The 26,338-nt window shown below is 48.4% G+C and carries 22 protein-coding genes; 13 read left to right on the top strand and 9 right to left on the bottom strand.

What is annotated here, in order from left to right; genetic code table 11:
* The first annotated feature begins 98 nt into the window (after window positions 1-98).
* Entirely contained in the window at window positions 99-1,124 is a 1,026-nt protein-coding gene (locus tag ICL07_RS31030; RefSeq protein ID WP_188091936.1) for an endonuclease/exonuclease/phosphatase family protein, read from the top strand.
* On the opposite strand, the gene ICL07_RS31025 is transcribed toward ICL07_RS31030, so the two are convergent.
* Window positions 1,105-1,728 carry a Pr6Pr family membrane protein gene (locus ICL07_RS31025; RefSeq protein ID WP_188091935.1) on the bottom strand — a complete coding sequence of 208 codons (624 nt, stop codon included), beginning with the start codon at window positions 1,726-1,728 and terminating at the stop codon, window positions 1,105-1,107. The genes ICL07_RS31030 and ICL07_RS31025 overlap by 20 nt on opposite strands.
* A 163-nt stretch (window positions 1,729-1,891) precedes the next feature.
* On the opposite strand from ICL07_RS31025, the gene ICL07_RS31020 reads away from it, so the two are divergent.
* The 5 genes from ICL07_RS31020 (at window position 1,892) to ICL07_RS31000 (ending at window position 9,813) form a co-directional block, all read left to right on the top strand.
* Window positions 1,892-2,467, top strand: coding sequence for an RNA polymerase sigma factor (locus ICL07_RS31020; protein ID WP_188091934.1), 576 nt, complete (start codon window positions 1,892-1,894; stop codon window positions 2,465-2,467).
* An 84-nt stretch (window positions 2,468-2,551) separates the two neighbouring features.
* The gene (locus tag ICL07_RS31015; protein WP_188091933.1) at window positions 2,552-3,514 is read left to right on the top strand and encodes a FecR family protein; all 963 of its coding nucleotides are present in this window, start codon (window positions 2,552-2,554) and stop codon (window positions 3,512-3,514) included.
* Between the two features lie 70 nt (window positions 3,515-3,584).
* Window positions 3,585-6,965 carry a SusC/RagA family TonB-linked outer membrane protein gene (locus ICL07_RS31010; RefSeq protein ID WP_188091932.1) on the top strand — a complete coding sequence of 1,127 codons (3,381 nt, stop codon included), beginning with the start codon at window positions 3,585-3,587 and terminating at the stop codon, window positions 6,963-6,965.
* An 11-nt stretch (window positions 6,966-6,976) separates the two neighbouring features.
* Window positions 6,977-8,833 (top strand): RagB/SusD family nutrient uptake outer membrane protein, encoded by a 1,857-nt coding sequence (locus ICL07_RS31005; RefSeq protein WP_188091931.1) that lies wholly within the window; start codon window positions 6,977-6,979, stop codon window positions 8,831-8,833.
* A 182-nt stretch (window positions 8,834-9,015) separates the two neighbouring features.
* Complete coding sequence (locus tag ICL07_RS31000; protein ID WP_188091930.1) at window positions 9,016-9,813, top strand: M48 family metallopeptidase; 798 nt, start codon at window positions 9,016-9,018, stop codon at window positions 9,811-9,813.
* 77 nt (window positions 9,814-9,890) lie between these two features.
* Here ICL07_RS31000 and ICL07_RS30995 read toward each other — a convergent pair whose 3' ends face one another.
* The 3 genes from ICL07_RS30995 to ICL07_RS30985 form a co-directional block, all read right to left on the bottom strand.
* Window positions 9,891-10,532 (bottom strand): DUF5710 domain-containing protein, encoded by a 642-nt coding sequence (locus tag ICL07_RS30995; RefSeq protein ID WP_188091929.1) that lies wholly within the window; start codon window positions 10,530-10,532, stop codon window positions 9,891-9,893.
* 103 nt (window positions 10,533-10,635) lie between these two features.
* Window positions 10,636-11,091 (bottom strand): VOC family protein, encoded by a 456-nt coding sequence (locus ICL07_RS30990; protein WP_223152151.1) that lies wholly within the window; start codon window positions 11,089-11,091, stop codon window positions 10,636-10,638.
* A 161-nt stretch (window positions 11,092-11,252) separates the two neighbouring features.
* Window positions 11,253-12,335 carry a hypothetical protein gene (locus ICL07_RS30985; RefSeq protein ID WP_188091928.1) on the bottom strand — a complete coding sequence of 361 codons (1,083 nt, stop codon included), beginning with the start codon at window positions 12,333-12,335 and terminating at the stop codon, window positions 11,253-11,255.
* A gap of 205 nt (window positions 12,336-12,540) precedes the next feature.
* Between ICL07_RS30985 and ICL07_RS30980 the strand changes: the two genes are divergently transcribed.
* Window positions 12,541-14,238 (top strand): TPM domain-containing protein, encoded by a 1,698-nt coding sequence (locus tag ICL07_RS30980; protein WP_188091927.1) that lies wholly within the window; start codon window positions 12,541-12,543, stop codon window positions 14,236-14,238.
* Window positions 14,239-14,296: 58 nt separating this feature from the next.
* Here ICL07_RS30980 and ICL07_RS30975 read toward each other — a convergent pair whose 3' ends face one another.
* From ICL07_RS30975 to ICL07_RS30965, 3 genes are all read right to left on the bottom strand, one after another.
* The gene (locus ICL07_RS30975) at window positions 14,297-15,148 is read right to left on the bottom strand and encodes a DUF6515 family protein (protein ID WP_188091926.1); all 852 of its coding nucleotides are present in this window, start codon (window positions 15,146-15,148) and stop codon (window positions 14,297-14,299) included.
* Window positions 15,149-15,201: 53 nt separating this feature from the next.
* Complete coding sequence (locus tag ICL07_RS30970) at window positions 15,202-16,155, bottom strand: ADP-ribosylglycohydrolase family protein (protein WP_188091925.1); 954 nt, start codon at window positions 16,153-16,155, stop codon at window positions 15,202-15,204.
* Window positions 16,156-16,280: 125 nt separating this feature from the next.
* Complete coding sequence (locus tag ICL07_RS30965) at window positions 16,281-16,481, bottom strand: hypothetical protein (protein WP_188091924.1); 201 nt, start codon at window positions 16,479-16,481, stop codon at window positions 16,281-16,283.
* A gap of 812 nt (window positions 16,482-17,293) precedes the next feature.
* On the opposite strand from ICL07_RS30965, the gene ICL07_RS30960 reads away from it, so the two are divergent.
* Together ICL07_RS30960 and ICL07_RS30955 are read left to right on the top strand one after the other, a co-directional pair.
* Window positions 17,294-18,190, top strand: coding sequence for an aldo/keto reductase (locus ICL07_RS30960; RefSeq protein WP_188091923.1), 897 nt, complete (start codon window positions 17,294-17,296; stop codon window positions 18,188-18,190).
* 50 nt (window positions 18,191-18,240) lie between these two features.
* Entirely contained in the window at window positions 18,241-18,945 is a 705-nt protein-coding gene (locus tag ICL07_RS30955) for a DJ-1/PfpI family protein (RefSeq protein WP_188091922.1), read from the top strand.
* Here the strand turns inward: ICL07_RS30955 and ICL07_RS30950 are convergent.
* Window positions 18,893-19,921: a fatty acid desaturase family protein gene (locus ICL07_RS30950; RefSeq protein ID WP_188091921.1), complete on the bottom strand. Its 1,029-nt coding sequence runs from the start codon at window positions 19,919-19,921 to the stop codon at window positions 18,893-18,895. The genes ICL07_RS30955 and ICL07_RS30950 overlap by 53 nt on opposite strands.
* 34 nt (window positions 19,922-19,955) lie before the next feature.
* Window positions 19,956-20,840: a lysophospholipid acyltransferase family protein gene (locus tag ICL07_RS30945; RefSeq protein ID WP_246485213.1), complete on the bottom strand. Its 885-nt coding sequence runs from the start codon at window positions 20,838-20,840 to the stop codon at window positions 19,956-19,958.
* Between the two features lie 141 nt (window positions 20,841-20,981).
* On the opposite strand from ICL07_RS30945, the gene ICL07_RS30940 reads away from it, so the two are divergent.
* From ICL07_RS30940 to ICL07_RS30925, 4 genes are all read left to right on the top strand, one after another.
* Window positions 20,982-21,812, top strand: coding sequence for an N-acetylmuramoyl-L-alanine amidase (locus ICL07_RS30940; RefSeq protein WP_188091919.1), 831 nt, complete (start codon window positions 20,982-20,984; stop codon window positions 21,810-21,812).
* Between the two features lie 201 nt (window positions 21,813-22,013).
* On the top strand, window positions 22,014-22,403 hold the full coding sequence (locus ICL07_RS30935; protein ID WP_188091918.1) for a hypothetical protein: 390 nt from the start codon (window positions 22,014-22,016) through the stop codon (window positions 22,401-22,403).
* Between the two features lie 264 nt (window positions 22,404-22,667).
* On the top strand, window positions 22,668-24,467 hold the full coding sequence (locus ICL07_RS30930) for a type VI secretion system Vgr family protein (RefSeq protein WP_188091917.1): 1,800 nt from the start codon (window positions 22,668-22,670) through the stop codon (window positions 24,465-24,467).
* A gap of 11 nt (window positions 24,468-24,478) precedes the next feature.
* Entirely contained in the window at window positions 24,479-26,338 is a 1,860-nt protein-coding gene (locus ICL07_RS30925) for a hypothetical protein (RefSeq protein WP_188091916.1), read from the top strand.

The following is a 26,338-nucleotide window of genomic DNA, read 5'->3' as shown; positions in this document are numbered from 1 at the left end:
CTAAGTTAAGGGAAAAAAACAATCACTCTCCTATAGGTGATTAATTATTTTGAGATTTTTTATCTCAAAACCGTATTTTTATCCCAAACAGTGAACATATGATGAAATGGACTTTACCATTGCTGCTCCTGCTGCTTTCCTGGCAGGCGCAGGCGGCCACCACGTTAAAAGTATTACAGTTCAATATCTGGCAGGAAGGCACCGTGGTCCCGGGCGGCTTTGAGGCAATCGCCGATGAAATCATCCATACCGGCGCGGATATCATCACTTTCAGCGAGGTACGTAACTACAAACAAACCCGCTTCTGCGACCGGATCAGGGAAGCGCTGGCCAAACGCGGCCGTACTTTTTATGCGGAATACAGTTATGATTCAGGTATCCTGTCGGCTTTTCCTATACAACATTTTGAAACGATAAGCCCGGAAAAAGATGACCATGGTTCTGTATATAAAGCGGTGATCCGGGTAGATGGTTATAACGTGGCCGTATATACGGCGCATCTCGATTATTTACACGCGGCCAATTACCTGCCCCGCGGTTATCATAGCAGCAGCTGGAAAAAACTGCCGGCGCCGGTCGCCAACGCGGACAGCGTGCTGGCCGATAACCGTGCCTCTCAGCGGGATGAGGAAATCGCATTATTCCTGGCGGATGCCCAAAAAGAAACGGCTAAAGGCAGCCTGGTGATACTGGGCGGCGATTTCAACGAACCGTCGCATCGCGACTGGACCGCCGCCACCAAAGACCGCTTTGACCACCACGGTGCCATCATCCCATGGAATGTAACCCTGGCGCTGGAAAAAGACGGTTTTACAGATGCTTACCGCCAGCTGTATCCCGACCCGGTGACCCATCCGGGATTCACTTTCCCCGCCGGCAATCCCGCTGTGCCCATAAATAAACTGGCCTGGGCGCCGGAGGCGGATGACCGCGACCGGATCGATTTTGTGTTCTTCCGGCCCGATAAAAGAATAAAGCTGAAAGATGCAGCCCTCGTAGGTCCCCGTGCTTCCGTAGTATATGGCGCTATGCAGGAGGAGAAGACTAAAGATAAGTTGGTGGCGCCGCAGGGCGTATGGCCTACTGACCACAAAGCCCTGCTGGTTACTTTTGAGCTGCGGTAAGATACCTGCTGATCCAAATGAACAACAGTGATAATAATAAAAACACACCGGCAATGCCCAGCGCATTAATCAGCGCCTGCGTGATCCCTATCTTGTTCACCTCAATGAACGGATAGGGATAAAAGCCGGTGAAAGCGCCTCTCCCCAGGATAAACGCAAAATAAATGGCAGGGTACCATAGCCATGCCCAGCACTGGTTCCAAGCCATCCGCCGCCGGGCGGCAAACAACGCCCAATATAAAAGAAACAACACCGGTATCACACTATGCAGCAGCTCGTCCACCAGCCACTGTAAACCTTGTGGCTGCCATAACCAACGCAGTACGGCATTATAAATAAGCCCCACTACCAGGATGTATACGGTGATGGCCGTTTGGGTACCGGTGCGGGAAAAGAAATGATCGCCGGGATACAGCCACAGTGCGGTGTTACAGATCGCCACCAGCAGGTTGGTTAAAATGGTGAAATAGCTGAAAAAACGAATAGTCAGTTCCCCTGCTGGTAAGCTCCCGTTTTTAATCATCAGATAATACTGGGCTATCACAGCAAACCATCCCAACAGGGAAAGGATGGCAGGGTAAAGACGAGGACGTTTTGTTTCCATAGTATAAGTATACGTATTTTTTCATATTTGCTTATATCATACAAACTCCCTACTTTCATCCGACTGTACAATCCACGTTATCATGATATTTCAACCAGAATGCTGCTATTCAAATGCTGACTATTAACATTGGCGTAATATACCAGATATATTTTTGCGTGCTATGAGCCTCCCGCAAAACGTAGATATGGACCTGTGGCTGTCTGTCCGTGAGGGCAACAGAAATGCTTTTGATGCTATCTATCACCGCCATGTGCAGGCTATCTTCGCCAGTATCTATAAAATGATAGATTCCCGGCAGGATGCGGAAGATATTGCCCAGGAAGTATTCCTGGACCTGTGGGTAAAACGTGACCGGATCGAAATACAGGCTTCGTTATTCAATTATCTTTTCAGTGTAGCCCGTTACAAAACGATCCGTCACCTGAAAAACAAATCACTGCTGCCCAAAAGCCTGGACCTGCTGCTGGAACATGCGGATGCGGAAGACCTCCCGCTGGATTGTGTGCTGCCCGGTGATGCCGGCCTGCACCAGGCCGCGGCGGTATTTAACCAGGAGGTGAGCCAGCTGCCACCCCAGATGAAAAAAGTATACAGCCTGTATACAGATGAACAAAAAAGCGTCAAGGAAATAGCTTCCATCCTGGATATTTCTCCCAATACCGTAAAAAACCATCTGGCTAAGGTAGGGCGTCGTTTACGCCTTACCGTTGGCCGTCTGTACTTTCTCTTTTTTTGACACCTGTACCGGTGAAAAATTTTTTTTAGACCCGGGTAGTCCTTTCGCCCTTTTTTATACACTATACTATTGAAGCGATCTGATATGCCGCAATCACCGTTCCCGTCCTTACTGGAAAAATATCTTGCCGGAGAATGTTCTCCTGCCGAGCAACAGCAGGTAGAAGCCTGGTTTAAATCCGGCGGCGATACTTCCCGGACGGATATGACACTCACCGGGCAAGACCAGCGGCGGCTGCTGAACAATCTCCACCGGAAAATGGACGGCGCGGATAAAAAAGTCCGCCGTATATGGCCATTACAGCGGATAGCCGCTGCCGTTATATTCCTAACGGTAATGGCTGGTGCCGGAATATGGGCAAGCCGCATCTGGCAAAAAAAGTCCGCTCTGGAATGGGTGGTGGTAACCACTCCCAAAGGAAAAGTGCAAAAACTGGTATTACCAGACCACTCGGAAGTATGGCTCAATGCCAACTCTGTGCTACGTTATGCAAAAAACTTCCGGCAAAACAGGAGGGTCACCCTGCAGGGAGAAGCACTGTTTACGGTCACACATGATGCCGCTGTGCCGTTTACTGTCACCGCCAACGATATCGTCACACAGGACCTGGGTACCACTTTTAATATCAATGGTTATTCATCTACCGGAAAAACGAACATTACAGTGGTCAGCGGTAGCGTAGGCGTGAGCTCGGGTAACAGCCAAATGCAGGTGCTGAAACCGCAACAGGCCATTATCTACGATCATCAGCAAAGAACCTTGACACGACTGGACAGCGTAAAAACCAGCGGCCTCACAGACTGGGTAAACGGGAAGTGGGTATACGAAAATATGCAGGTGCAGGACCTGGTCGCCCTGTTGCAACACCAGTATGATGTAACCATACATACCGGTCAGCTGAATGCAGCAGCGCTTCGTGCCGGCATCAATGTCAACTTTAGCAAAGAACAGTCGGCCCTGGAGATTATCGAGATCTTCTGCGCATTGACCGACCTTCAGTATAAACAAATCAGTAACCGGGAAATTAATATCTATTCATCCAAATAAAAGTAAAACCAACACTCCTCCGCCGGAGGCAACCGCGAACCTATTCGTTATTCTAAAATAAATTCTGGTTATGCAAACTAATGGACGTGATGCACGTTCCGGGATAACTATGTCCCTGGCTTTTCTATGGTTGTTGACCGCATTATTATTGCAGTCAACGACAATGAGGGCACAGCAGCAACAGCAGCAGTTCTCTCTCCGATTTGAAAAACAATCGCTGGAACAGGCACTGGTACTGCTTCGCAGTAAAACCAATGCCAGTATCGCTTTCAACAAAAACGAAGTAGACGGCTACACGATCGCCCCGATGGTGGTAACCGGCAAAACGCCGGAACAGATACTTCGTTTACTGGTGAAGGATTTGCCGATGGACGTACTGCAGAAAGGTACTGCCTTACTGCTGAAAAAGAAAACGGCCGGGCTGCAGGAAGAAGCACCCAAACCCACGCAGGAAAAGACAAAACCCGATTTCTCCGGTACCATTACCGATCTAGAAACCGGTGATCCTATTCCTGGCGCGGTGGTGCGCGTGGGCGGCAAAAGCGTGGTGACAAAGGAAGGCGGGGAGTTCAGTTTTCAGCTGTCTCCCGGTCAGTACGATGTCACCGTGAGCCACGTGAGTTATAATCAGCAACATTCCTTCATTGAGGTGAACGGTAAAAGGCCGGTCGTACTTAATCTCCCCATGGAAATCACCAATTCCAAACTGAATGAGGTGGTGGTAGTAGGCTACGGTTCCCAACGTAAAGTAACCCTTACCGGTGCGGTATCATCCATCAAAACAAAAGAAATTAAACAGTCGGCGGTATCCAACCTCAGTAACGCGCTGGTAGGCCGTTTACCCGGATTGATTGCCCGTCAGAGCAGCGGTGAACCCGGTGCTAACGGCTCCGCCCTTTTTCTCCGTGGTAAAGGAACTTTCGCCGGCAGCACCAGTCCGCTGATTATGATCGATGGCGTACCCCGTGATGGTTTTGAATACATTGATCCTAATGAGGTAGAATCCATCACTATCCTGAAAGATGCGTCGGCTACGGCTATCTATGGTGTGCGTGGCGCTAACGGGGTGGTGCTGGTCACTACCCGCAGAGGTTCCGATATGTCTAAGCCACGCGTACAACTCAATGTAGAACGCGCCGTACAGAAACCTGCCAATATGATGAAGTATCTTAATTCCAAAGACTATTTCACATTGTACCGGGAAGGCCTTATCAATGACGGACGTACGGCAGATGCGGCTATTTATACAGATGAATACATCTCCCGTTATGATAAATCCCTCAACTGGCCGGATTCACTGGAATATGACTACCTCTATCCGGATGTGGATTGGGTGGATTATATGCTGAAAAAACAATCTCCCCGTACCACGGTAAACCTGAACGTTTCCGGCGGCAATGCCAAAGTACGTTACTTTATTTCCGGCTCCTACCTCGATGAAGGCGGTATCTACGCCCATACCAGCGATGCGGACGGTTACGACCCGCAAGCCTGGGAGAAACGTTTTAACTTCCGTTCCAATGTGGACATACAAATAAGTCCCTGGTTGCGTGGAGAGCTGAATCTCTCTACGGTGGTGCGTAAACAAAACTATCCGGGCCCCGATGCCAAAGATTATTTCGTCAACCTGAGACTAACGCCTTCGTATATATCACCGGTGTTTAACCCCGATGGTTCCTATGCGGAAGTAACAGGTACCAACCCTTATGCACAGCTGGTAGCCAAAGGGTATAAACGATATTATAAATTCCGGCAAAACGGAACGGCCGGCGTAACGGCCGATCTGCGCAGGATTACCAAAGGATTGTCTGCCCGCGTACGTTTTTCCTATGATGCCTACAATGCCGGCGGTTTTAGCCGCTCTACCAACTATTATTCCTATACCTATCAGGGGCAGGGTAACTACCAGTTAAAATCTACCGGTCAGGATTTCCTGAACTACGAAACCAATACCGATGGCTGGTCTACGGTTATTAATCCTGAATTCTTTGTGAACTACGACCGGGCCTACGGAAAACATAACTTCTCCGGCCTGCTGCTGTATCGTTTCTCTTCCAAGAGTGAACGGAGCGATGATGCCGTAGGGGCGTTACCGTATCGTGATCAGGGGGTGGTTAGCCGTATTGCTTACGGTTATGCAGACAAATACTTTGCAGAAGCCAATTTTGGCTACAATGGTTCTGAAAACTTCGCTAAAGGTCGCCGTTTCGGGTTTTTCCCCAGCGTGTCTGCTGCCTGGGTAGTCAGTAAAGAACCTTTTATGGCAGGTACTTCCAAATGGCTGGATCTGTTGAAAATCCGTCTCTCTGCCGGTAAAGTCGGTAACCAGGACCCTGGTACACGTTTCGCCTACCAGGGCCGCTGGAACCTGAGCGCAGGCTCTTATACGTTCGGCGACAACTACCAGAACAAAATGTCAACCGCCACGGAAGCCGTGACAGGCAACCCGGAGGTAACCTGGGAAACAGCACTGAAATACAATGCCGGCCTGGAAGTGGGGCTGCTGGACGGTTTCCTGTCCTTCACCGGCGATGTGTTTTATGAACACCGTACCGGTGTGTACATGAACAGCGCCGCCATGGCCTCCGGCCTCATGGGCCTGGTGACTTTCCCCAAGATCAATGCCGGGGTAGTGGATAACAAGGGCCTGGAGCTGGAACTGACGCACCGCCGCCGCCTCAATAAAAACTGGTACTACGAAGTGAAAGGCATGTACACCTTCGCTAAAAACAAAATCGTGGATTACCTGGAAGTACCCATGCCGGAACGCCCCTGGCAATCTCGTATAGGCCGCCAGATCAATGACATATATACGTATATCAGTCAGGGTTATTTCCAGTCTAAGGAAGATATCGCAAAAGCCGCTTCCCAGAGCCAGTTTGGGGTATTGCAGCCTGGTGATATCCGTTACCTGGACGTGAACGGCGATGGGGTGATCGATTCCTACGATCAGTCCTATACCGGGAAAAACGGCGAACCTACGCAGATCATCGGTCTCTCCTCACAGGTACAGTTTAAAGGCTTCGACCTCGCGATGTTGTTCCAGGGCGCCCTGGGCCGCTGGACTTCCATCCGCGGCTATACGATGTTCGGCTCCAACTACGAGTTCCGCCAGATCATCGAAGACTATAAAGGCAATTACTGGACGCCGGATAATCCCAATGCGAAGTATCCCCGTTTGATGAGCCAGAAAAATGATAATAACACCATGGCGTCCACGCACTATCTCAGAAGCGGTGACTATCTGCGCCTCAAAAACCTGGAGATCGGTTATACCCTGCCACAGCGGTTTACCAAAAGAATGAAGGTGGCGCAAACACGTATATACGCCAACGGTAATAACCTGGTTACCTGGGATAAACTGAAACTGTATGATCCGGAAGAAAATGACGGATCACCCACTTATCCGCTGATGCGTACGTTCAACTTTGGCCTGAGTATTACTTTTTAATGCATTGAATTATGAGAACTGTGTCTATACGCCATTGCGCCTTACTGTTACTGGCGCTGATTTTGGGAGGTACTGCCTGTGAGCGGTCGCTCGATGTAGTACCGAAGGAATTCTATCAGGAGTCCGATCTCCTGGCCGATATCAAACAGGCTGAGAAAGAGGTCACCAGGCTGTATGCCGCCCTGCCGTGGGATTTTCTGCCTTCCACCGGTTCTTCCAACGGCGTGGTGTTTTCATCCGCCAGCGATGAAGGTTATGCCAACTGGAACCAGAGCAATGCCCGTAAGTATGACGGTGGTTCCTGGAATTCCAACGACAACCCCTTGGGTAATTTTAACGATGTATACCGTAATATAAGAGTGGGCCTGCATTTCCTCCAGAATGTAGATAAAGTTCCCATTAAGAATGCTACACAGGAACAAATCTATCGTACCGTTATTATTCCACGTTACAAGCTGGAGGTAAAGTTCCTGATAGCATTCAATTATTTTGAGCTGTTTAAACGTTTCGGACCGGTACCCATCGTCGATCGCTACTACGAGGCTACCGAAAATCCGGAAGTGTTGAAAAAGCCCCGCAATAGTGTAGATGAAGTGGTGAATGAGATCGTACGTTTGTGCGATGAAGCTGCTGCGGGGCTGCCGCTCACTTATGAAGCCCAGGATGTAGGACGTGCCACCAAAGGCGCTGCCCTGGCACTGAAAGCCAAAGTCCTGTTATACGCCGCCAGCCCGCTGTTCAACGGTGGCGAAATAGACGGTATACCCGTGTCCGTTAATGGCAATAATGTAAAAAGCTCGCTGCTGGGGGTAAAAAACACCGATGGCAAAACCCTCTTCAACACCACCTACGACAGGGAAAAATGGAAGAAAGCCGCCGATGCTGCGAAAGCAGTACTGGATATGGGTGTATACAGCCTGCGCCCGGTGCAGCAGGAGCTGTTCTACAACCGCGACTTCAATGAGTTCATCTTCTGGACACAAGGCGGCGGTACCAACAACTTTGAAAATAGTATCACGCCCAATGGCGCTGACTATGGCGGTACAGGCTCCCTCGCCGCTACACAGGAAATGATTGACTCCTATGAAATGAAAAACGGGTATCCCATCAACGAACCCGGCTCCGGCTACGTGGAAACCGGTTATGTGGACACCACCATGAAAGTATTCCGTAACCGTGTATGGACTACCGTTAAGGTGAAAATCCGCAAAATGTATTTTAACCGCGATCCCCGTTTTTATACCGACCAGTTCTTTGATGGCATGCCCTACCTGGGCCGTAATATCATCACCCAGTTTGTGACCAATGTAGGCTCCAATAACGACGGCTGGGGCGGTAGCAAGGCCACCGGGCAGAACACCCGTACCGGCTACTACGTACAAAAATGGGTAGCCCCCGCGCATAATATCAAAGACAACCCTTCTACCAACTACCGGAACTACCCGCATTTCAGGCTGGCCGATGTATACCTGTGGTATGCAGAAGCCATGAATGAATACAATGGGCCTTCTGCTGATGTATATGCCGCTATCAATGCGGTACGTAACAGGGTGGGTATGCCTTCGCTGCCGATTATCGCTTCAGATAATAATAAAGAGGGGCTTCGCGCCAGGATACAAAACGAACGCAAAATTGAAATGGCGTATGAAGCGCAGCGCTGGTACGATATCCGCCGCTGGCTGATTGCCCATACGCCTGCCTGTACTTCCGTCACCGGCATGAATATCAACGGTACCGGCGAAACTTTCTTCCAGCGTACGCCTATCCTGGCCAATGGCAGGGTATTTAAGGTACAACACTACCTGATGCCTATCCCGGTATCGGAAACTTCCATTGCACCGGCACTCGTACAGAACTACGGCTGGTAAAGCCATACAGGATGGCTATTGAATTGTTTTAAGTATAAAAGCCACGAAATGAAAAAGCTCCCATCACCGGATGGGAGCTTTCTTTTTTGAATGACCATACGGTAAAATAAAAAGTGAATAGGATATTTCCATTATCTTCGCCGCATATTGTTAAACCTGATTCCTAATTAAACAGTTTTTTTATGTTTGTTTTTACTCGCTGTAGCATTGTTTGTGCTATCACCCTTGCATTGGCTTCTACTGCCAGCGCCCAGTTCAAACTCAATTCCAAAACCATTGGTGCAGGCGTGAAAGCTGCGAAAGCAGTAACGCTGAGCGATGATGAAGTCATCAAATACACCAAAGAGTATATCCAATGGATGGATGAACACAATCCGGTGGCTCCTGCGGACGATGCCATGGCACAACGTTTGGCTCGTCTGACGGCTAACGCGACCAATTACCAGGGCATGAACCTGAATTTTAAGGTGTACCTGGTAAGAGACATCAATGCTTTTGCCTGTGCAGATGGTAGCGTACGCGTATGCGCCGGTTTGATGCAGGTAATGACAGATGATGAAGTGATGGGAGTGATTGGTCACGAAATTGGCCATGTAAAAAACAAAGATTCCAAAGATGCCTTTAAGACAGCACTGCTGACTTCTGCACTGAAAGACGGTGTTTCGTCCCAGGGCGGCGCTGCCGGTACGCTGAGCGATTCCCAGCTGGGCGACCTCGGAGAAGCGGTAGCTAATTCTGCTTATTCCCGCGGCCAGGAAAGCCAGGCGGATAGCTATGGCTATGATTTCCTGAAAGCCAATAAACTGAATCCATGGGGTATGTCGACCGCTTTTGAAAAACTGTGGAAAGCTTCACAGGAAGCCAGTGGCGGCGATAAGAAAAAGAAAGGTTCCCAGTTATTCTCTTCTCATCCGGACACTGAAAAGAGAATGGTGACCATGGCGGAGAAAGCGACGAAAGACGGTTACAAGAAACCCTAATCATTTAATTATTTGGCCATTTGATTATTTAAATAATCAAATGGCCAAATAACCAAATAATCAAAATAACCAAATAACTAAATAATTGTCTGGCTGCGAACGGCAAACTCATTAATCAGTCGCAGGTTATCGTTCATATTGTAATCTGCATCGATGTGTGGTGCGTATTTAAACGGGAAAGTCCGTAAGGTAATAGCGGTAGCTGCTTCGGCGCTGGTAGGGTTAAAAATGCTGCCGGGATCTGCAAAAAGCGCTGCATCGTCAATCGCTTTACCACACTGTTCACAGTGGTTGCACCAATAATAACCATCGGCGTTTCGGGCAGGCCCTTGCTTATAATGCGGGTAATTGTCCCGGAAAAAACTGAACAGATGGGCAGAAATAACAGATGTCTGCTGAAATAACGCGAAGAAATCCAATTCAAACCATACCAGTTCATCCCGCTCATTCATATCCTTTTCATAAAAGAACTCACTACCGATCGCAATCACCGGTGTGGATTGCTGACAATGCGAACAGGTATGCCTGGCATGGGCAATAATCAACTCATCAGACAGGATGATGGCCGTGTCACGGTCGGTGATCCATTTATCGACCTCCATGATATGATCATAATTGATATCCGGCAGGTACCAGGTTTGCAGGTTGGCGTCCCACAAAGCCCCTTTTGACTTGGCTTCGGTTTCTTCCGCAGCAGGAACATTCAGTAGTAATGACATAATCTTGGAAAATGTGGTCACTGAATTTAACGAAAAAAGCCCACTCTTACCCGTATTTTTTTAGGGAGATGACCAGCCATTGTTTACCAGCTGCCTGGAATACCTAGTATTTGTCGTCGTTTATCTCAATCCAATAACCATCGGGGTCGCGGAAATAGATCTGCTGTACGCCATCCACCCTTTTATTGATAGTATTGGGTTTGCCTGGCCAGTCTTCATATTGAACCTGATGTTGCGTCAATACGGCAATAAAATCCTTCATGGAAGGCACGCTGAAACAAAGATGGGTGTCTTTGGGATGCACCTCCGCTTTGGCTGCACCGGAAATAATATGCAGCTGGCTGTGGTCTCCTACCTTAAACCAGCTGTGCCGCCCGTCCTTAAACGGTTCGTCCATCACCTCCAGGCCAATCACGTCCCGGTAGAAGTTGGTGCTGCGTTCGAGGCTGACTACATAAATTGCGATATGGTTCAGCGAAGGATATTTTTTGGTCTGTGCGTGTATGCTCGTGGAAATTCCCATGATAACAAAGAAAAGAAGAACGATTGTCTGTTTCATACAAACAAGATAAAAACATTTTGGGATTTTTTGATTTACGGATTTACGGATTTTGGGATTTAAAGAAGCGAAGATATGAGCAAATAAATATTATCGATTAGATCTCCTCTTCTTTAAATCCCAAAATCCGTAAATCCGTAAATCAAAAAATCCGTAAATGATCAGTTGCTTTTAAAGGCAACGGATTGTATGATCACGTCGAGTTTCTTTAATACAGGAAGGTCGGAACGGATGATTTTATCACCTGTTACCTGATCGTATTGTTTAGGATCGCCGGTATTATTGGCTTTGAGCAGGATAGTCACATTTTTGCCTGCCAGGGCGCCGCCCTGCCAATCGTTTACCAGGCCGCCGTTGGTCCATTCAAAACCATTGATACGGAAAGGCCGGCCATTCACTTTAATCAGTTTTTCCAGGGGATCACCGGCTTTAATGCCATAAGGAGATTTCCATTTGGAAGGGAAGTGGGAGAAAGTGAGGATGTTCCCGTTGTCGCCGTCAAACTGTATTTCCAGTTCATCGTCGGTATCAGGATAAATCACATAGGCTTCGCCTTCTTTGGTACCGGCAAGGTCAGTGGCATCGCGTTGGGTGACGTTGTCTTTACCGTACATCTCCACCAGTTGTTCGGGAGTACGTACCTGGAACAGCGGTTTTACTTCCCAGCTACGTGTATCCGCCACAGTAGGAGCGGGGGCCGGCGCTGCGCCTGCTGTGGTGGCGGCGGTAGTGCCGGCAGCGGCTGCTTCGGAAGTGGTAGCTGTTGTACCTGCGGTAGCGGATGCCTGGGCAATAGCCGCCGGCGCCTGTTTACCGGTCACCGGACCGGTATACGTTTTCAGGAAGTCGCTTTTATCTTCCAGCAGGGCTTTGGTATCGTTCTTATATTTGTTGGCAGTATAGGTAGCCAATGGAAAAACGCTGTTGGTCTGCAGATTCATGCTGCGCAGGTTGCTGATGAACCGTTGCCGGTTACAATCGCTGTACTGGTACAGGTATTTCAGGGCTGCATCCAGGGCAGGAAGGTCATTTTTCAGGTTGAACATGGTGGAGTCGATGTCCAGCCCGCCGGCGCCACTGCGGGTCAGTTGCTCTGCGATATAACCGGAAATAGAGTCATGCTGTAACTGGTAATGATGAGCCACCCGGTTGGAAAAATCTTCTGCAACAGTTTCCGATAGCTTGGTCTGTGCGCTTAAAGCCAGCGGAAAAATCAGGGCGACCAATACAAAAAACCTTTTCATGTGCGCGGTATTGAATGATAGTAATAGTGATAATGGTGACTGCTTGAGCATCACTAAATTATATAATATTTGCCATTGCCGTTGAAAATACTGCGGCAGCAGCTGGAATAACTTAAACGTACAGATACTAAAATATAGTATTTTTAAATCCGCCCGGGCCTCCGGCCCGGCTATTTTTTGACCATTGCCAGAATTACCCGTTGTTATGCGAAATGTCTTATACCTGTTGTTGGTATCCCTGTTATTGTCCTGCACCGGAAAACAAACGAAATACTCGGTGTCGGACGTACCAGACCCCAAAAAAAGTGATGGCGGTTATATCAGTAACCCGGATCACCTCTTGTCAAGTGAAATGGTGAAGAACCTGAACGACAAACTCAGTTCCCTGGACCGGGGCGGTAAAGCCCAGGTAGCCATGGTACTCCTGCACACTATCGGCGAAAATGAACCGCGCGATTTTGCCCACAAACTGTTTAATTACTGGAAGATTGGTGACGCCGCTACCAACAATGGCCTGCTGGTGCTGCTGGTGGAAGATGCCCACCGCCTGGTATTTGAAACCGGTAAAGGCCTGGAAGCGGATATGCCCGACGTGATCTGTTTCCGCATCCAGCAGGATTACATGATACCGTATATCAAAAATGCCAACTATGATCAGGCTTTTGAAGAAGGATTAAAATCGATCTCAGCTCAGTTGTATAACGGTAACTATGTACTCAACCAGGAAGTGCCGGAGGCAACAGTTGTGGAAGACCGTTCCCTCATCGCCGACAAGCCGGCGCCGCCTGAGCCGCGGGGAGTTGTATCGGCTCCGGCAGAACCACAGGGACTTGTATCGGCCCCCCGCCCGGCAGAACCGGATACCGATACCGATCCGGGTGAAGCCGCCAATGCGGCCCCGGTGACTTTAGCCGGTGACGGGGAAGTTACTACTGCGCCTTCCTATGCTGCTACTGCGGAGTCCTATTTTTTTGATGTCCCTAAATTCGGCGGAGGTACCTTTTTCGCTGTATTTATCTGGCTGGCTGTTTCGGCAGCGATGATGAATGTGTTTTTCGGTAAAAAGCCTAAACAGAAAAGAAAGGATGATCCTATGCCGGTAAGGATGAAAGACCTGCCCAACGATTTTCTGCGTCCACGGTTCCTGGGGCTGCTCCTGATTCACCTTTCCGTACTGTTCTCCTCACCGTTTCTCGCCCGCCTGATAGGCTGGCCCATCAACTTTTTCTCCACTTTCGTCATCTACTACGTAGTATGGACCATCTTTATGCACGTGGCGATATTGATCATGGAAGCACGGGCCAAGGTGGTGCTGCGCGGCAAAGACCGGCACGATCAGTGGCTCAGCTACGCCCGTGCGGCTTATAGATTGAGAACGGCTAAATATGTTTTTCCGCTGCCTTTTCTCTGGTTCTACCTGGTCTGGCTCAAACGCCGGCTGGACCGCCTGCGGAACGAGCCATATGACTGTCCGAACTGTTCCCATGTCATGCATAAACTGTCGGAACAGGAAGAAGATGTTTATCTGAAAAAAGAACAGGTCATAGAAGAAGACCTGATGTCGGTAGACTATGATGTATGGAAATGTGATGCCTGTGGTAACCGCCTGATACTGGATTATACCAATGTAAACACTGCTATGGCGGAATGTCCGCACTGTGAGCATGTTTCCCTGGAGCGCAAACAAACGGTGACTAAAAAACGGGCTACCACCAGTTCAGAAGGCTGGGGTATTACCACCTATGCCTGTGCCATTTGTTCCTATAAGCATGATTATCGTTTTACGATACCGCGTGTCAGCCAAAGCTCTTCTTCGTCGTCATCATCCTCTTCATCGTCTTCCTCTTCTTCCAGCTGGGGAGGCGGTTCTTCCGGGGGCGGTGGCGCCAGCAGCAGCTGGTAACAGCGCATAAAAAAGGCGTACCATCATCTGGTACGCCTTTTTATGTTGTTCCTTTGTATTATTGGTCTGCGTCCATTTTACCGACTACCTGGTACCCGGTACCGTTATTGGTATTTACCTGTTGGTAATACATACCGTCGGGTGACAGGAAGTACTGTTGTCCGTTGATCTGTACGGAACGGCTGCCGGAAGGAAGGTCCTTGAGGATATTGCCGGGAACAGTACCGGAGCTGTTGTCGGGTGTGTCATTGTTCTGTGGAGTCACCACAGTATCGCCGATCTTACCGTCTTTACCCACTACTTTAAATCGCCGACCGTTGTCGGTCATAACTTCCTGGTAGAAGGTACCCTTCAATTCGTAATAACTGTTACCATTTACCTGCACTTCGGAAGCGCCATCAGGTAAGTCCGGAACGGCAGCGCCCATCGGCGGATCTACTACCTGGTAACCATCATTATTCTGATTGGATTCATAATAAACACCACCGGAGTAATAAACGGGTCCAAACTGAGGTCCGAGGGCAAAATAGCCATACGGCAGGGTAGAAATATAGAATCCAAGCGGAGGATAGTAGAACGGACGATAGTAACGTCTGTAGCCTCGTCCATACCAACCATGGCTGTAATAAACGCCTCCATGATATACCGGCCCGTGATAACCACGGTAAAAACCTCTGTTTACAGGTGCTACCCGTTGCGGAGCGTTAAAACTGCTGCGCGGAACGGATACGCGGGGAGCTGACATGCTTGGTGCAGACATACGGGGAGCACCACCAAAGTGTCCACCGCCGCCGCCGCCAAAATGTCCGCCGCCACCGCCACCCACACGATGTTGGGCAAAAGCGCCTGTTGCTGTGGTTGTGCATAACAGCCCTATCAACACAAACAGCATATAAAATCTGTTTTTCATCTTCTTGCGGATTATACTGTTTAGACTAATACCAGATCAAATAGTTTAAGCGATTATCCTGCAGAGGGCGTACTCAGCGCATCTGTGAATTGTTGTGACAATTCAATGATTTTCGCGGATTTGGCGATGCCCTGAACCCAGTGCGCAGGAATGCCGTCCAGTCCGTAATGAAGCCCTGCCGCAGCTCCTGCTACGGCGCCGGTAGTGTCGGTATCGCCTCCCAGGTTAACAGCCCGGAGTACGGCGTCAGCATAATTGCTTGTATTTAACAGACACCAGAGCGCGCTTTCCAGCGTAGCGATCACATAACCGGAACTTTGGATATCATCTTCTGTCAGGTTGGTAATGTTATCCTTCAATATCCGGTCGAAAAGCCGTACTTCAGCAGGATTGAACTGCTGCGCGAGAATAAAATCATTCACTGCTGCCTGCATTACCTGGTAAGATTCCTGGATATCCTTTATGGTTAAAAGATTTCTTAAAAACTCCACATATATGAAACAAGCCAGCACAGAACGAAAATGCATATGGGTAATGCCAGACACCTCTTTAACAATGTGATAACGTTGCTGGATGTTCTCTTCCTTGGCCAGGTAAAGGGCTATGGGCATAACACGCATCAGGGAACCATTCCCGTTTTCAAACTCTTCATACCCACCGGAAAACAGGGGAGAGGTACCTGTCCCAATCCGGTGTAAGGCATGGCGGGTAGTGTTTCCGATATCAAACACCTGGTCATGCGCACCCCAGTGACCATCTGCATACCACTTCAGAAAAGTATGGGCCATATGGGTGAGATTATATCCGTGAGTAAGGCTTTCCGCTGTACAAAAGGTAAGGGATGCATCGTCTGAAAAGGTCCCCGGAGGCTGGTTCCAGCTTCCGTAGCCAATAAAGTCCTGTATAGGGTTTTCCCGGAGGTAGCTCCTGGTTTTAAATTCAACCGGAACACCGAGCGCATCGCCGATGGCGGTACCGAGAAAAGCGCCTGTGATCTGTTGTTGCATAGAATGGGGATTTATATAGTATGTTATATAGAAAAAACGTGCCAACAAATGTTTTCGGTATGTGAAAGCCGCTGTTTGTTCAACTTGTCCAGCGGATGACGGTATTGTTCAGTCCTGTTCATTCATTAAATGGCCTGTGTGACCGGCTCTTTGTACAGTTGGCGTTTTATCTTTGCATGGTAAGAATTCATACTGATACCAGCATTCACCCAATAGAATTTCTGGTAACAGGAAAGGATAAACGGAGATACCCCCAATGTTGACCTGGCAGCTACTACCCTTTTTTGTTTGTTGTAGGTAGATGCCCACCCAAAAACCAATACCATATGCACGCTTTTTTGTTCAACAGGAAAAACAGGACATGCACTTTCCTCGGGAAATATCATCATTGCTTTTTTGCGCTATGCTGGCCTAACTAGCCAACAATGTCCTTAACCGGCCATTACTACTGATGCAATAGCTCAGATGGGAATAAGGTGGATGAAAAGGACTGCCTGTCCAGGTGGTCCTTCCGGAAAAAAATTTCTGAGTCCAAATGCAGGTATATATAAGATGAAGGCTGATGGGACTGCCTTTCCAGGCGGTCCCCTTCAGAAAACATCCTATTGCCCTGATCCGGACCGTCACATAAATGTTGGAATGCCATGTAATAGAAGGAAAAGCAAAACGGACCATCTGTCCAGATGGTCCCGGTTTTCCCCGCTGCAAGGCCTTCGTAAACAGACTTAAAGTGCCATATGAACACCTGTGGACGGCTGTGTGTAAGTCGGCTTGTTCGCAGTACGATTGATTCAGCTTCAGGGACGGTCTTTCCAGACAGTCCCCTGTCAGACAATTCAGGTTGCCCGCGCAACCTTCATCATACATCAATGTGCTCTATTCATAAGCGAAACGGTGGAATAAATCACGGACCGTCTGTCCAGACGGTCCACTTAAAAGAATTTCAATAAGGACGGATTGAGAATGGTAAGATCAATATCAGTATGGGCTGCCTTTCCAGGCGGCCCTGTATCATACTACTGATAAAGTCATGGGTTTAGCATTTCGGGGTGTTTGTTTAAACTGCCCCGCTTTTATACCTTCGTTAGGTACCCTTCTCCTGGAAACAGGCGGAAAAGAAGGCTAAAACCCGTTTTTTATGCAATATCATCAGTTAGGCAAATCAGCGCTGCATATCAGTGAAATCAGCTATGGCTGCATGTCGCTGGGTAGTGATGATGCAGGCAATGCCCGTCTTATTCAACAGGCTATCGACGGAGGCATCAACTTCTTTGATACTGCCGATCTGTATGATCACGGGCAGAATGAAATCACCCTGGGAAAAGCATTACAGGGTAAAAGGCAACAGGTGATCATCGCCAGTAAAGCCGGTAACCAGTGGCGGCCGGATGGCAGCGGGTGGGACTGGAACCCCCGCCGGGAATATATTTTGTCCTCCGTGGAAGAAAGCCTGCGAAGGCTCAATACAGATTACATTGACCTGTACCAGCTGCATGGCGGTACGCTGGAAGATCCTACAGACGAGACCATCTCCGCCTTTGAAACCCTGGTGCAACAGGGCAAAATCCGTTACTACGGTATCTCTTCCATACGTCCTAATGTGATCCGCACTTTCGTTGAGCGCTCTCATATCGTGAGTGTGATGATGCAATACAGCCTGTTGGACCGGCGTCCGGAAGAAAGTGCTTTCCCCCTGCTGGAACAGCATGATATCGGAGTGCTCGCCAGAGGCGCCGTGGCTAAAGGGTTGCTGGTCAACAAAACACCGGAGCCGTATCTGAACTACAACGCTGACGAAGTGGCGCAGGCTGCCGCAGCTATTCAGCGTTTATCCACACCCGATAGAAGTCCGGCTGCAACGGCGTTACGTTATGTACTGGCGCAACCGGCAGTAACTTCGGCTGTAGTAGGGATGCGTACCGCGCAACAGGTGCAGGACGCCCTGGCAGCGGCCCGCACTACCCCGCTGTCAGCCACTGAAATACAGCAGTTACAACAGGTGTTGCCAGCCAATAAATACGAACAACACCGCTAGTGACTGTGCAGCAGAATCGCTTATTATTGTAAAGAACCAAATCCGTGTATATGCAGCAACTCAAAATAGGCATGCTCCTCTTTCCGGACATGACCATACTGGATTTCACCGGCCCTTATGACGTATTTGTGAAGGCGCGCTGTTTTGATGTGGTGTTGCTGGGAGAAACAACCAGTCCGTTTAAAGTGGAAGGCGGTCTGACAGTACAGCCGTCTGTCGCGCTGGCCGACAGCCCGCAGCTTGATATCCTGTTTGTACCCGGAGGTAAAGGCATCAATCCGTTGCTGACGAACCGGACGGTACTGGATTTCCTGCGGAAACAGGCGCTGGGCGCCAAATACATTACCAGCGTTTGTACCGGTGCGCTGGTATTGGCCGCCGCTGGGTTATTGCAGGGATATAAAGCCACTACCCACTGGCGTTCGCTGGAGCTGTTGCGTATGCTGGGAGTAGATGTGGTAGAAGAAAGGGTGGTGAGAGACCGGAACCGGATTACCGGTGGTGGTGTAACGGCCGGTATTGATTTTGCGCTGACGCTCACCGCTATGATCGGCGGGGAGGAACAGGCCCGCATTGTACAGTTACAGCTGGAATACAATCCTGCACCGCCTTTCCGGGCAGGCTCCCCGCATACGGCGGGTACGCCTGTATTACAGGCCACCCGCGAACTAACGAAACAAATGCTGGAAACCCGGAGAAATATTATCCGTGAATTGCTGCAGGCGCACGGAATGCCTGCTGCGCCTCAGTCCTGATAGAACATATTTCACGCATACCGATCATGCGGTTACGCTCAGGGTCCCATACTTTCAACCGGAAACAGGCGCGGATATCGCGGAGGCGGAGGGAAGTAGTGGTTGCCTGTTGTAATTCTGGAAACGCCTGCATCACTTCCGGCAGCCGGTAAAAAGGAATACGGGCATTCAGGTGATGAATATGATGATGACCGATATTGGCGGTAAACCAGGCCATTAGCGGATGCATCAGCATATGGCTGGAACTCAGCAGGGCCGCTTTGTCATAACACCAGTTGTCATTATCATTAAACACCACCCCCGGGAAGTTATGCTGGGCATAAAACAGGTAGGCGCCAATGCTGCAGGCGATGGTAAACGGAATGAGTATAAAAAACAACCAGCTTTGCCATCCCAGGAAATAGCAAACAGCTATGCTGCCGCTGATATGCAGTATGATAGCCAGTAAAGAATCCAGGTGTTTTCGCGGACTGCTGGCGAAAGACTGCCAGCACATACCAATCAGGAACATAAAAAGGTAGCCGGCTGCAATGGTGGCCGGGTGGCGGGTGAATAAGTATCCCCTTTTTTCTCCCGGTGTCATTTGCTCGAACCTTTGCCGGGTAGCGATCGGGTAGGAGCCGATGCTGGCGCTGAAAAGTTTGGAATTGTGTTTATGGTGATAGTCGTGCGAACGTTTCCATATGCTGGTAGGTGCCAGCACATAGATGCCAAACAGGGTCATGATAACATCCGCAATTTTGGAATTATGCAGGATCGCATGGTGCTGATGATCGTGGTAGATGACAAACATCCGCACAATCAACAGTCCCGAAAGTATGCTGCCGGCTATCCGGAAAGGTAGTGGCAACAGGAGGGTACTGGCCAGTGCCAGCAGTAACAAACATAAAGTAGTCAGCAAGTACAGCCAGCTTTTGGCCCTTTCTTCACATGCATAAGGCTTAGTAGCCAGAATCAGATCTTTCCCTTGCAGCATAATAGTTGTAGCATTTCGTAAAAAAACAGGTTAGTTATTGTTGAACGGCAGACCGCTTGTGTTTCCAGCGTTTATGTGACCATAACCAGGTGGAAGGTTGTGTAATGATGTCTGTTTCCAGTTGGCGTGTATGCAGTGCCGTGATTTCACCTTCTTTTTCAGTAGCCGGTGAAGCAGTCAGAATATGTGCTGATACAGTATAGTAACCTCTTTTCTCCCGTTGTACGCTTACATACACTACGGGGTAGTTTAATTTTTGCGCAATTTTTTCAGTGCCTTTGAATACGGGCGTATCCTGGTGCAGGAAAGTCATCCAATGCGCGGTTTGCGGCTGTGGGGCCTGGTCGGCAATGAAAGCGGTGGCACTCACATGATCGCGGTTTTTAACCATATCCCGGAAAGTGTCCTGCATAGCGATGAGTTTGGTACCAAAGCGGGTACGCATCTTATACATCAGGCCATTGAATTGTTTGTTGGCCAGCGGGTGATAAATCACATACAACTGTTGCCGGCACAGGATGCTGAAAGTATTACCCGCCCATTCCCAGTTGCCTTTATGCCCCATCACCAGCACCACGCTCTGCTTGTCGGCAGCGAGCTTATCAAATAACGCTACGGTTTCATCCGTAAAACGGCAGTGTTGTATCATCGCATCCCGGCTGATAGTCAGCGTTTTAAACGTCTCCAGGAACAGATCGCACAGGTAATGGTAAAATTCCTTGCAAATCTGTTTAAGCTCGGCTTCGTTTTTGTCAGGAAAAGAATTGCGCAGATTCTGCATCACTACCTTTTTACGGTAGCCCAGCAGGTGATACAGCAACATATACACTATATCACTAACGAAATACAGTATAGGAAAAGGCAATAGCGACACAGTGTAAATCACCGGCAGCAAAAGGTAGTATACTATAACAGGCAAGACAGCGTAGGTTTTTGTTACTCTAAAGAGCATTAGTAAAAATGTAAATATATAGGAATGACGCCATTTTTCATAGCATCGCCTTAAAAAACAAGGTATTATCTTTATCCGTGCATGTTTTATAAACTTTAATATATACAGATGAACACTATCCGACACCTGACAAGATGGGGCAGCCTGGTTGCTGTTATTTGTTTGTACAGCTTCTGCGCCCGCTCTCCGTATGCGGCTACCAATAAAATTTACCGGCAGAAAGCCAAAGGTTATGCCCATGTGATCCGGGAACAACCGGGTACCCTGCCGGGTGAAAACGGTATCAGGCCCGCATGGTGGGCCGGTACCATTAATTATAACCTGCGGAAACCGAATATGGTCATTATTCATCATACTGCCCAGAATTCATGTGAACAAACGCTGAAAACCTTTACCCTGGAGCGGACCCAGGTGAGTGCACACTATGTGGTGTGCCGCGACGGCGCTATTCATCATATGTTGAATGATTACCTGCGTGCCTGGCATGGCGGTGCTTCGCGCTGGGGCGGTGTTACCGATATCAACTCCAGCTCCATCGGCATTGAGCTAGACAATAACGGTGCCGAACCTTTCTCTTCCGCTCAGATCAATAGCCTGCTGATCCTTCTGGATACGCTGCAGCACCGGTATAATATCCCCCCCACAAACTTTGTCGGACATGGCGACATCGCTCCCGGCCGTAAAGTGGACCCCAGCGCGTATTTCCCCTGGCAGCAACTGGCCGCTAAAGGATTTGGCCTCTGGTACGATACCGCCCAGGTGGTGGTACCGCCCACTTTTGATAAATGGCAGGCCCTCCGTATCATCGGTTATGATCTGAAAGATACTACCGCCGCTATGCAGGCCTTCAAACGGCACTTTATGCCCCAGGATACGCTGGCGCCTTCACCGGATGCTGATAACAAAGTGTTGTTCAGCGTGATGAAAAAATACCAGTAACCTGCGTCATAGCCCGGCCGCCGAAGCTATGACACTTCAGCGGCCGGATACCCCTACGCGGATACGTTATTTTATTTTGTAGTGTGCGTTAAATAGAGTATTTTAATAATGAGTGAGATCGAACAATAACCAAAATCTGAGACCCAACAATCACAACGGCGTTGCTATCACCTATTCCTTGTTATTATAATTTCTCTTGCCATGAAACGTACACTCCCTTTTTCCGTATTGCTACTGGTAACAGTCGCTTTATCCCTGCTGGCTGCCCGTCAACAGCCCGCTTCGGCAAAAATCCACTGCCAACCGCTATCAGACACCACCTGCCTCGTAAAACATGAAAACACCTACGAGTTCCCCGACAGCCTTCGCAAAAAAATCAATGCACTCATCGAAGACCAGGTAGCCGGTGGTATCGAAGAAAAAGGTGTGGTCACCTGGGAAAATTCTCCCGATGCCCCCGAATATTATCAAATCGTGCTGCGGAAAAACAAAGTCACCATTAAATACAAAGGCACTATCTGCGAGGATAAAATGATAGCGGAGAATATTGATAAGTGCACGGCGGAGCTGAAAAAGCTGCTGAATAAATAGCTGAAAATTGTGATGATGATTCGCTGAACAGGGAAGAAACCGCGCTGTGTTTATAGTATCCACGGTATAAACACAGCCGGCCCTTTTCACGGCCAGTGAAAAGAATGCCTTATTGGAAAAACACCAAATTCACTGATCTGATTAATATTTAATATTACTGTTTGTATATATGTGGCAATTGTTTTTGTAGCTGGATAAATTTCGACAGCAGGTTGTCATTTTAAAATTGACTATCTTCATAGTTACCCAAACCTGTTAACCTTTATGTCTCAGTTAACTACTCCGTTGTTTAGTGTTAATGGAAAACCGTTGACTATATTCAGTCATTTTTCTCTTTCACAAACTATTTTTGACCACCATCTTTTTACGTTGACATGTCCTTCAGAGGCTATAGATGGTATTGCTGGCCTCTTTACCAATTCCCGCGACATGATCGGCACCTCTTTTGGCGCCAGCATTGCAGGCGTTGGACTGGATGGGCATTTGCAGTTTAAGGGGATTATTACCGGTATTGAAACCTCCCGGGAGGCCGGTCATCACCAGAATGTGGTGATGACCGGTTACAGCATCTCCGTGATACTGGACAGCGGTCCGCATTGTAAAAGCTGGGAAGAAAAAAGCCTCTCAGACATTATTCAGGACGTACTCCGTTTCTTTCCCCAAAACTTGCTGGATCCACAGGTACAGCCCCTGTCTGCCGCACGGCCTGCGTATTTTGTACAGTATAAAGAATCTGCCTGGGCATTCTTATGCAGGTTGACTGCCACCTACGGCGAGTGGTTGTATTGGGATGGCAGCCATCTTGTTATTGGTCCTCCGGGTAACAAAAACAAGATAAATTTGAGTTACGGTAGTTCACTGAACAGCTTTAATCTTGCACTACAGGCCAGACCAGCAGCCATGCAATACCTTTCCTGGGACTATTGCAGTAACCAGGTAAATACCAGTCAGCCTAAAGACGTGGAACAAAAAGCCGGCGCCAATAAATTAGGAGGCCAGCTGCTGAACGTTTCCCGGAAAATGTATGGCACCCAACCCAAACAAACCAGTTATGTCTATAACAATAAAAACCAGCTGGATGATATGGTTACCCTGAGAAGTGCTATAGAATGCAGTAAAATGATCCATTTCAACGGCAAAAGCGGACATCCGGGATTGTCTCTGGGAACAGCTATCACCGTTACCGGCGCTAATGTATTCGGTGGTAATGCGGAAGATTATGGCGAGTATCAGATCACTTCCATCGAACATTATGTAGATAATTATGGGAACTACCGGAATGAGTTTACTGCTATCCCCGCCAGTCTGAAAGTACCTCCGGTAGATATTCCGTCCGAGCCGGGATGTGAAACCCAAAGTGGGGTCGTAACAGATAATAACGACCCGAAAGGAATGGGGCGCGTGCGGGTGAAACTACACTGGATGAACGAGTCTGAAAAAACGCCCTGGATAAGAGTAGCAGCCGCTCATGCGGGGGGAGAGAAGGGGACTTTCTTTATTCCTGAAAAAGGAGAAGAAGTTATCATAGGGTTTGAAGGAGATAATGCTGCCAGGCCATATGTGATTGGCAGCGTGTATAATGGCAGGGATAGCAACAGCTTCAGCAATGAAGGCAACGATATCAAAACAATCAAAACCCGTAGTGGTCATGTCATTGAATTCAGTGATGCGGGCAACGGAACACATATCATTATCAGAGACCCGGGTGGAAATGAGATCCGGATGGATACACGGGGAAAAAATATTACGATCACCTCTCCCGAAACCATGACCCTCAACGCCAAAAATATGAAACTGAATGTGACGGACAATATGGACGTCAGCGTGGGGAAAAATAAAACGGAAACCGTCGGCCACGACGCCACCCATATCGTTAACAATAAAACCTATCTGCGCTCGAATGAAGTCCATAATGAAATAACCGAGAAAATGAAGACCGTGGTGATGGAGAAAATAGAGGAATATACACAGATAAGGGAAATGCATGTAAATGGTACCACAGATATCATCAGCACCGGTCTGATTACCATCAAAAGTGGCAAAGGTGTTGATTATGGCGAATAAAAAGCAGGTCTATGAAAGCAAAAAGTTCTAACGTATTTGTTAAAACAGCCGGTACCGCTACAGTAGCAGCGGTTACCAAAACCAAAATCGCCCTGCACTTCAGAAGACACCCCGATTGGACCGGGTACATGAACCTCGCCAACGATAATGCAGAGATGGAATATGGCTTCGACTGGCTGGGCGACAGTGATTTTGATTTTGAAAAGGCGCCTAATACCCAACCGGCCGCCCATAAAACCGACAGCCGCTATGAGTTTATAGAAAAACATAGTTACAATCCCTCCCTTGATATTTCGCAGACGGGGAGTGTGGAAACAGTCAATACCGACATGTGTGATATCAAGGAAGATGTAACATTTACGCTGAAAAATGTTCCTGCCGGAACACCTAAAACAACTACGGCTCCGGCTACCTCAAACACGAACGACGGGCATTCCAGCATTTCCACCACTTCCAGTACAACAACCGTTCGCGGAACAGTCAATTCCGCCTACCTGGAAGAGCATAAAAGAATCAGGGGGCTGAACAACATCGCGGGAGATGTCAGCAACCTCAAAAATGAGTACCAGAAAGGCGCAGCGCTGACGGTCCTGGGTGGCAATAAATATTATCCAGCCTACCTGAACGTCCGCTATAATAAAACCATTAAGATTATTGCGGGCATCAGACATCTCGATAATCCTGTTACTACTCATTTTGGAGATAACAACGATGAGATACATCTGGTACCCAAAGCCGGATCGGAAAACAAATTCTCCATAATACCCAATAAAATCACCAAAGCAGAACTGGCCGCAGGACCTGTTGAAATTACCATAACCAATATCACGGCCTCCCTTGCTGCTGATACCGCCATACTGGCCTATCATATCGATAGCGATACGCCTAAAGATAAGAATGGCAACCCGGTTATTGTTGCTAATGCAAATAGGGTAGGGGAACTGATTGTGCTGGCCAATAAGAAATACTATATGGCCGAATGCATGTTGATTAAAGTGAAACGGGCCAGTACTGCCGCCACGCCAACGCAACCGGCTGTTGTACATACCGATTTTACTACCGGTACCAATAACTTCAGTACCTATGACAGAACTAAAATTGAAAAAACGCTGAGCCGGATACTGGCCCAGGCCAATATTGCCACTACTATTACGGACAAGGAGTTATTAAACTACAGCGGGCCGGATGTGACCAGCAACGAAAGTTCGTTCACCGAAAAAACACTGAAAGCCTACCTGGAGCAGGAAGTCCCCGTCAATGTCACAGGCGCTGCCCGGACAACGGCCATCAACAATTTGAAAAATGCGCGAACAGTTTATATCTTTCTGCATGATTACAAGATGAATGCTTCGGGGAACGGTCTCTCCATACTGGCCTTTGCGCCCAGGGAACCTTACCCGCAACCAAAACGTGGTTATGCCAATGCTGCGATGGTGTTTGGTAATGCAGATGCTGCGTCGCTGGTCCATGAACTGGTACATAGTATGGGCTGTGATCATACGTTTATTTCCATTGAAAAAGACAGGGTGAGTTTTGGTGGTCCAAACAATGCCACGATGAATGCCGTTTATTTTCAACAAAGAAGTAAAGACCAATTCCATATCTTTCAGAAAGGACGTACGGAAAACCTGATGGATTACTCATATGGCTGGATGTATGACGGGAATATTACCACCATGGCGGCCATAAACCCATCCTCATCCAGTAGCGGCGGACCTTATGCAACCTATCTGTGGGAACAAAAACACAAATGCTACAAAGCCGCCCCGAGCTTTTACAGGAACCCGAATACACTCGTGGGCCTGTTTAAATGGCAATGGAAAGTAATGCGGACTGATGACGAACTAATCGTAAAAACAGAGCCGGTTTAA

The sequence above is a fragment of the Chitinophaga qingshengii genome, assembly GCF_014529935.1.
In the GTDB taxonomy this organism is placed as follows: Bacteria; Bacteroidota; Bacteroidia; order Chitinophagales; family Chitinophagaceae; genus Chitinophaga; species Chitinophaga qingshengii.
This window is presented reverse-complemented; position numbering and strand designations above follow the sequence as displayed.

Coding starts and splice junctions, on each gene's coding strand:
- ICL07_RS31030 (WP_188091936.1), top strand. CDS start 99: ATGATGAAATGGACTTTACCATTGCTGCTCCTGCTGCTTTCCTGGCAG.
- ICL07_RS31025 (WP_188091935.1), bottom strand. CDS start 1,728: ATGGAAACAAAACGTCCTCGTCTTTACCCTGCCATCCTTTCCCTGTTG.
- ICL07_RS31020 (WP_188091934.1), top strand. CDS start 1,892: ATGAGCCTCCCGCAAAACGTAGATATGGACCTGTGGCTGTCTGTCCGT.
- ICL07_RS31015 (WP_188091933.1), top strand. CDS start 2,552: ATGCCGCAATCACCGTTCCCGTCCTTACTGGAAAAATATCTTGCCGGA.
- ICL07_RS31010 (WP_188091932.1), top strand. CDS start 3,585: ATGCAAACTAATGGACGTGATGCACGTTCCGGGATAACTATGTCCCTG.
- ICL07_RS31005 (WP_188091931.1), top strand. CDS start 6,977: ATGAGAACTGTGTCTATACGCCATTGCGCCTTACTGTTACTGGCGCTG.
- ICL07_RS31000 (WP_188091930.1), top strand. CDS start 9,016: ATGTTTGTTTTTACTCGCTGTAGCATTGTTTGTGCTATCACCCTTGCA.
- ICL07_RS30995 (WP_188091929.1), bottom strand. CDS start 10,532: ATGTCATTACTACTGAATGTTCCTGCTGCGGAAGAAACCGAAGCCAAG.
- ICL07_RS30990 (WP_223152151.1), bottom strand. CDS start 11,091: ATGAAACAGACAATCGTTCTTCTTTTCTTTGTTATCATGGGAATTTCC.
- ICL07_RS30985 (WP_188091928.1), bottom strand. CDS start 12,335: ATGAAAAGGTTTTTTGTATTGGTCGCCCTGATTTTTCCGCTGGCTTTA.
- ICL07_RS30980 (WP_188091927.1), top strand. CDS start 12,541: ATGCGAAATGTCTTATACCTGTTGTTGGTATCCCTGTTATTGTCCTGC.
- ICL07_RS30975 (WP_188091926.1), bottom strand. CDS start 15,148: ATGAAAAACAGATTTTATATGCTGTTTGTGTTGATAGGGCTGTTATGC.
- ICL07_RS30970 (WP_188091925.1), bottom strand. CDS start 16,155: ATGCAACAACAGATCACAGGCGCTTTTCTCGGTACCGCCATCGGCGAT.
- ICL07_RS30965 (WP_188091924.1), bottom strand. CDS start 16,481: ATGGTATTGGTTTTTGGGTGGGCATCTACCTACAACAAACAAAAAAGG.
- ICL07_RS30960 (WP_188091923.1), top strand. CDS start 17,294: ATGCAATATCATCAGTTAGGCAAATCAGCGCTGCATATCAGTGAAATC.
- ICL07_RS30955 (WP_188091922.1), top strand. CDS start 18,241: ATGCAGCAACTCAAAATAGGCATGCTCCTCTTTCCGGACATGACCATA.
- ICL07_RS30950 (WP_188091921.1), bottom strand. CDS start 19,921: ATGCTGCAAGGGAAAGATCTGATTCTGGCTACTAAGCCTTATGCATGT.
- ICL07_RS30940 (WP_188091919.1), top strand. CDS start 20,982: ATGAACACTATCCGACACCTGACAAGATGGGGCAGCCTGGTTGCTGTT.
- ICL07_RS30935 (WP_188091918.1), top strand. CDS start 22,014: ATGAAACGTACACTCCCTTTTTCCGTATTGCTACTGGTAACAGTCGCT.
- ICL07_RS30930 (WP_188091917.1), top strand. CDS start 22,668: ATGTCTCAGTTAACTACTCCGTTGTTTAGTGTTAATGGAAAACCGTTG.
- ICL07_RS30925 (WP_188091916.1), top strand. CDS start 24,479: ATGAAAGCAAAAAGTTCTAACGTATTTGTTAAAACAGCCGGTACCGCT.